Source organism: Oribacterium sp. HCP3S3_B9 (assembly GCF_052064255.1).
Classification (GTDB): domain Bacteria; phylum Bacillota; class Clostridia; order Lachnospirales; family Lachnospiraceae; genus Oribacterium.
On sequence record NZ_JBQHVY010000033.1, the window covers coordinates 1 to 6,584 of the forward strand.

5 protein-coding genes and 4 tRNA genes are annotated in these 6,584 nt (G+C 53.1%); all 9 read left to right on the forward strand.

Features of this window, described 5'->3' with window-relative positions; translation table 11 throughout:
• Positions 1–200 precede the first annotated feature (200 nt).
• The 9 genes from ACTNC3_RS11020 to ACTNC3_RS11060 all read left to right on the forward strand — a co-directional run bounded on the left by ACTNC3_RS11020 (position 201) and on the right by ACTNC3_RS11060 (position 6,446).
• A tRNA-Asp gene (locus ACTNC3_RS11020) sits at positions 201–274 on the forward strand.
• Positions 275–312: 38 nt separating this feature from the next.
• A tRNA-Tyr gene (locus ACTNC3_RS11025) sits at positions 313–394 on the forward strand.
• Positions 395–434: 40 nt separating this feature from the next.
• A tRNA-Val gene (locus ACTNC3_RS11030) sits at positions 435–507 on the forward strand.
• Positions 508–530: 23 nt separating this feature from the next.
• Positions 531–604, forward strand: a tRNA-Met gene (locus ACTNC3_RS11035).
• A gap of 217 nt (positions 605–821) precedes the next feature.
• Positions 822–2,429, forward strand: a complete 1,608-nt coding sequence (dnaX, locus tag ACTNC3_RS11040) for a DNA polymerase III subunit gamma/tau (RefSeq protein WP_441227458.1) — start codon at positions 822–824, stop codon at positions 2,427–2,429.
• 17 nt (positions 2,430–2,446) lie between these two features.
• Positions 2,447–2,782: a YbaB/EbfC family nucleoid-associated protein gene (locus tag ACTNC3_RS11045; RefSeq protein ID WP_410044187.1), complete on the forward strand. Its 336-nt coding sequence runs from the start codon at positions 2,447–2,449 to the stop codon at positions 2,780–2,782.
• Positions 2,782–3,378 (forward strand): recombination mediator RecR, encoded by a 597-nt coding sequence (recR, locus tag ACTNC3_RS11050; RefSeq protein WP_410044188.1) that lies wholly within the window; start codon positions 2,782–2,784, stop codon positions 3,376–3,378. The genes ACTNC3_RS11045 and recR overlap by 1 nt, the downstream gene beginning before the upstream one ends.
• 24 nt (positions 3,379–3,402) lie before the next feature.
• Positions 3,403–5,520: a tetratricopeptide repeat protein gene (locus ACTNC3_RS11055; protein WP_441227459.1), complete on the forward strand. Its 2,118-nt coding sequence runs from the start codon at positions 3,403–3,405 to the stop codon at positions 5,518–5,520.
• Between the two features lie 269 nt (positions 5,521–5,789).
• Entirely contained in the window at positions 5,790–6,446 is a 657-nt protein-coding gene (locus ACTNC3_RS11060) for a CvpA family protein (RefSeq protein WP_441227460.1), read from the forward strand.
• Positions 6,447–6,584 lie beyond the last annotated feature (138 nt).

Consider the following 6,584-nt stretch of genomic DNA (forward strand, 5'->3'; position numbering starts at 1 on the left):
GCTGCAAAGCATTCAGGTGATAGTTACTAATAGGTCGAGGGCTTATCCAATGTGCGCAAGACGAGTGAAGCGTGGAGATTTACATCCACATTCACGAGTATGCGGCATCTATGACAGTAGATGTGCTGGTAGGTTTGATGTTGACAATCTAAAAATAATTTGCTATATTTCTCAGGTGTACAGTTTTCAAGGCACGATATGGCCCGGTGGCTCAGTCGGTTAGAGCGCCGCCCTGTCACGGCGGAGGTCGTCGGTTCGATTCCGTCCCGGGTCGTTTGTAAATCTTCTGATTTACATCACAATTTCATATTTGGATGGGTTCCCGAGTGGCCAAAGGGGGCAGACTGTAAATCTGTTGTCACTGACTTCGGTGGTTCGAATCCACCCCCATCCATTTGAAGCCTTTAAGGTTTCACTGTTGTTTTCAGCAGAATGGGGTCTTAGCTCAGCTGGGAGAGCATCTGCCTTACAAGCAGAGGGTCACAGGTTCGAGCCCTGTAGGCCCCATTATTCTATTGAAAACCTATTATCGCGGGATGGAGCAGTCTGGTAGCTCGTCGGGCTCATAACCCGAAGGTCGTTGGTTCAAATCCTTCTCCCGCAACTCTGACACAGAAGATCATCCATATGGATGGTCTTTTTGTTTTAATTGAAAATCTCCACCTGGCCTTGTATAATCTTCATTAGTTTACATTGCCGTACCAGGCTTATCGCTGCTTTATGCAGCTGAAACCGCATTTCATAGGCGCTTCCCATCGACTGTACATACATCGATCGACGGATAAGCGGATGGATGCATATAAGAACAAAAGAGGTTTTCATTGAGTTATACTGCACTGTACAGGCGATGGAGATCCCGGACCTTCGATGAGATCAAGGGCCAGGATGCCATCACTGCGTCATTTAAAAATCAAATCATGACCGGGCGGATCGGGCATGCCTATCTTTTCTGCGGTACCCGTGGAACCGGTAAGACCTCCGTCGCGAAGATCCTCGCACGTGCAGTGAACTGCGAGCATCCGATCGATGGAAACCCGTGCAACGAGTGTCCGAGCTGCCAGGCGATCCTCAGCGAGTCCAGCATGAACGTCGTAGAGATGGATGCAGCCTCCAACAACGGTGTCGATGACATCCGTCAGATCCGGGATAAGATCCAGTATCCACCGGTCGATGGTAAGTATAAGGTCTATATCATCGATGAGGTACATATGCTCAGTCAGTCGGCCTTCAATGCGTTTCTGAAGACGCTGGAGGAGCCGCCATCCTATGTCATCTTCATCCTCGCGACGACCGAGCCGAATAAGATTCCGATCACGATTCTCTCACGTTGCCAGCGCTATGATTTCAAGCGCATCACGACGGATACGATCGCTGCAAGACTGCGTGAGATCTCGGATGCAGAGAATATCCAGGTTTCCGATGAAGCGCTGCACTATATCGCGCGTTCCGGGGATGGTTCCATGCGAGACGCCGTATCCCTGCTCGACCAGTGCTCCGCCTTCCAGTTTGACCGCCGGATCGAGTATGAGGATGCACTGAGTATCCTGGGCGCGGTGGATACCGCCGTGTTCTCAGATCTCGTGCGCGCGCTTTCGAAGAAGGATGTGAAGACCGGGCTGCAGCTCGTCGCCGAGGTCATCGATCAGGGCCGTGAGCTCAGCCAGTTCGTCTCGGATTTCGTCATGTATGCACGGAATATGCTGCTCGCCTCCACAGTGGATGACCTCTCGGGTCTGGTGGATATGTCGAGCGAGAATCTGAAGCGCCTGAAGGAAGATGCTTCACTTCTCTCGACGGTCGAGCTCATGCGCTATATACGCATGCTGAGTGATCTCAGTAATCAGCTCCGCTATGCGACACAGAAGCGGATCCTGATTGAAACGAGCTTCATGAAGCTCGCATACCCGGAGACAGATGCAAGTGCGGAGGGGATGAATGCCCGCCTCGCGGAGATCCAGCGTACGCTTCGGAACCTCCCGGCCGGTACCCCGCTTCCAGCAACTGCAGCGAGCGCCAATGCAGGCGACCAGAACAACGTCGCTCCGCAGCCGGCATTGGCCTCCACACCGAAGAAGGTGACGCTCCCGCGCGCGCAGTATGAGGATCTCCAGCTCCTGAAAAAAGAGTGGAGAAGCATCTGTGCGGCCATCACCATCCCGGTACTTTCGGCAGCGCTCCTGCGGGATGAAAGCTATGTGCGACCGGATCGCGATCGATCCGGCATGACGATCGTGACGAGAAGCCGGGCGACGGCCCATCTCCTCGAGCAGGAGGCGAGCATCCATGAGATTCGTCGGATCGTCGCAGAGAAGTACCATAAGGATATACGCTTCTCGACGGTACTCTCGGAAGAGAATGAGGCAGCAACGGTTTATGTGACCGATGAGGATCTTTCGAAGATCCATATGCAAGTAGAAACAGAAGGATAAAAGAAAAGGAGTTTTTTATGGCGAAGCATGGTGGATTCCCGGGTGGTATGCCGGGTATGAATATGAACAACATTATGAAGCAGTATCAGCGTATGCAGCGTAAGCTCGAGGAGACCCAGGAAGAGCTTGCAAAGAAGGAGTACACAGGCCAGGCCGGTGGTGGCGCAGTGAAGGCGACCGTCACAGGTGCGAAGGTACTCACGAAGCTCGAGCTGGACAAGGACGCTGTGGATCCGGAGGATGTAGAGACCCTCGAGGATATGATCGTCGCCGCTGTAAACCAGGCACTGGAGAGCGCTGACGAGGATTCGCAGAGCCAGATGGGTAAGCTGACCGGAGGACTCGGTCTCTGATGGAATACTTTTCGAAGGATATTTCGAGACTCGTGAGTGAGCTGTCCCGGCTTCCTGGTGTCGGACAGAAGAGTGCGCAGCGCCTAGCCTTTCACATCATCCATGCGCCGAAGGAGCAGGCGACCGAGCTTGCAGAAGCCATCGTAAATGCGAGAAACAACGTACACTACTGCAAGATCTGCTGTACGATCACCGATCAGGAGATCTGTCCGATCTGTGCATCCGAGGAGCGTGACCACAGGCAGATCATGGTTGTGGAAAACAGCCGTGATATGTCCGCCTATGAGCGCACAGGTAAGTACAAGGGCGTATACCATGTACTTCACGGTGCCATCTCGCCGATGCTGGGCATCGGTCCGGACGACATCCGTCTCAAGGAGCTGATGGCCCGCCTGCAGGGAGATGTAGAGGAAGTCATCATCGCCACTAATTCTTCACTCGAGGGAGAAACCACGGCGACCTATATCACGAAGCTGATTAAGCCGCTCAACATCAAGGTGTCCAGAATCGCCTCCGGCGTACCGGTGGGTGGTGATATCGAAAATATCGATGAGGTTACATTACTTCGTGCACTGGACGGAAGAATAACGCTATAATAGGATCCTAAGGAGAAAAACCAAATGGATAAGTACGAGTTTAATATCAAAGCAGAGCAGATGCGCAAGATGGCAGAGCAGGGAGACTATAAGACCGCGATGCAGATCGCCGATACGATCGACTGGCGTCGCGTTCGAAATGCAAATCTTCTTTCCTACGTCGCGGATATCTATGAGCATAACAGTGAATATGAAGAAGCAAAGGACATCCTTCTGCTGGCGTTTGAGCGTGCCCCGGTCGGCAAACGCTTTCTGTACAAGCTGGCTGAAATATCCGTCAAGGCAGGCGATCTCCAGGATGCGCAGGAATTTTATCACGAGTTCTGTGAGATGAGCCCGGACGATTCCAGACAGTTTCTCCTCCGCTATCTGATTCTGAAGGCGAAGGGGGCCAGCGCTGAGCAGCTCATCGCACCGCTCGAGGAGTATACCTCTCTGGAAGTGGACGAGGAGTGGCTCTATACCCTCGCGAAGCTTTACAGTGAAGCAGGCTGCGAGGATGCGTGCGTCCGCACCTGTGATAAAATCATGCTTCTCTTCGGTCTCGGACAGTATGTGGATAAGGCCATGGAGCTGAAGCTTCAGTATCGCTCCCTTTCGAAGGAGCAGATGGACCTCGTGGAAAACCGCAGCAAGTATGAGGAGAAGCTCCGCAAGGTATCCGAGGAGTATGCTGATACCGATGGAAATCTCGTGGAAGCACAGAGTCCGGTCGTAAAGGCAGAAGTTGATGCCGAGCTCGCAGCTGAAACACAGTCTGAAGGCACGACAGATACGATCACCACGCCGTTATCCGAGGATGTGCAGCCGTCGTCCGAGGAAAGTGCGACCATCTACCAGAAGAGCGCGGAAGCCAATGCAGGCGACCAGCCTGCATATACCACAGCCGCTGATTCGATGGCCGCCGCTACGACTGTTTCAACGGCCGCTGTAACGGATCCGATCGTGGCGTCTTCTACCTCAGCGCAGGGTGCTGCACAGACATCCAATCATGATATGCAGTGTGCAGCCGCTGATGCGGTGAAAGCCATCCAGAGTGCGGTGCATAAAATTCCACAGAAGGAAGAAGAACTCCACAACTACCATATGATCATCGAGGCGAAGACCCGTGCGGATGGACTGAAGATCGCCATCGACGAAATCAAGTACTTCCATGATCTCTATGGATTTAATTTCAAGGTTGCGAAGACGGATGCCACAAGACTGAACGAGCGTGGCTTCGCGGCATTCGTGCCGAAAATCGCCGGGAAGGACCTGATCGTCGAGAATGCCGGTGCGCTGACCTATGATGTCGTCGATGAAATCAGCGATTATATCGATACACTCACAGACTCGAGCTCTGTTGTGCTCGTGGATGTCATGGACCACTTCGATCGCATGGCAGAGGATCGTCCGCTCTTCATCAAGAAGTTTGATCTCGTATCGGACATCGAGGAAGAGGAGGATGAACTCGTCGAGGATGTGGACCTCAATGCACCGGTACAGGCAGACGCTGCCGTGGAAAATGGGGAGACCGCAGCTTCGATGACGGTGCAGCAGCCGTCTTCGGCGGCTTCCTTCAGTGAAGACCGTACACCGGTTCCTCTGCACGGAACAGAGGATAGGGGTGCAGAAGTGGATGCACCGGATAAATATGTGGATACCTCAGCAGTTCCCGTGGCGGCAGCAGCCTCCACTGTGGACAGCGCATACGCTGAATCGCAGAAAAACCAGGTGGATTCCGCAGCAGATGCTGTGGATTACCCGGCAGAGACAGCGGACGCGGATGGGGACGATGAGGAAGCATTGACCGAAGAAGAGGCAGATACAGTCGCTAATGAAGCGGCACAGTCAGAGGAGCAGCTTCCGGGAGATTACTACCAGGAGATGAGCGTCGAGGACTTCGCGAATTATGCACAGCAGTATGCGCGTGAAATCGACTGTGTGCTTGTCGGAAAGACCGTGCTGGCGCTCTATGAGCGTATCGAGATGATGCAGGAGGATGGCGTCGAGCTCACAAAGGAAAGTGCGGAAGAACTGATCGAGGAAGCAGCAGATAAGGCGGAGGCACCGAGCCTCGGAAAGAAGCTGACCGGCATGTTCCATCCGAAGTATGATAAGGAGAACCGGCTGATTCTTCGTGAAGACAATTTTATCGGCTGATGCAGCATACAGCGCGCCCCTTCTTCCACGAGGGGCGCCTTTTCTTTACTGTTCAGTCGTAGCTCAGTGGACGGCAGACGGAAGCACAGTACTTATGAGGCCGGTGAAATCTAAGCCAGGAACTCCAGGCGGCCTGATTTCACACGTCCTCTTTGTATGGTTTCCGGCTGCTGTCCGCCGGGCTACGCCTTGACTTAACTATGTCTGAAGAGCTGTAAGGATTTTAAATAGAATACATCAGAAGGGCGATGATGTAGCAGGAAGAAGCGATGACGGAATTAATAACAATTGTAATGAATGGATGGGTGCAGATCGGCGTGGCGGCATTTATGGTCGCGATGTTTCTCTATGGCTACCGTAAAGGGCTCGTGCGCATGTCGGTGAATATCGTATCGATCGTTGTTTCACTGATTGCGACGCGCATGCTTCTTCCGACGGTACAGAGCTGGATCGACCAGAATCCTGTGCTGCGGGAGCTGGTGGCACAGCGCGTGGAAAAGATCGCATTCGGAGAAGGGCCGGCAGCAGGCGCAGCAAGCGAGAGTGTCGACCTTTTTTATCAGCTTCTGGGACTGGATAAGCTGACAGATTATATCGCAGATCGCATCACCGGCATGCTTGTGAGTGTGATCACCTTCGTACTTCTTCTCATCGTCGTGACGCTGCTCGTGAAGCTTGCGTTTGCGATCCTTCAGCGTGTAGTGGAACTTCCGGTTCTGAACTTCATGAATCGCACACTGGGTGCCGTACTCGGTCTCGTGGAGTCCATCGTCTATGTATGGATATTTCTGATTGTCATCAGTTTCCTGCCGGAAAATCCGCTGACCCTGCACATCGCGATGCAGTTTAACGATCCAACGACCTGGCTCTTCTATCTGAAGGAGGCGAATATCTTCGTCCATATCTTCGAGGCATGCGCCAGCTGAGTACCCGTTTAACTGACTAGGTAGAGTCCCGGAGGGGCGGCAACGGAGGCACAGTACTCCGAGACCGGTTCAATCTAAGCCGGGGACCCTAAGCGGCACTAGGCCCTCTGCAATCACTGAGTTTTCTTTATGAAAACT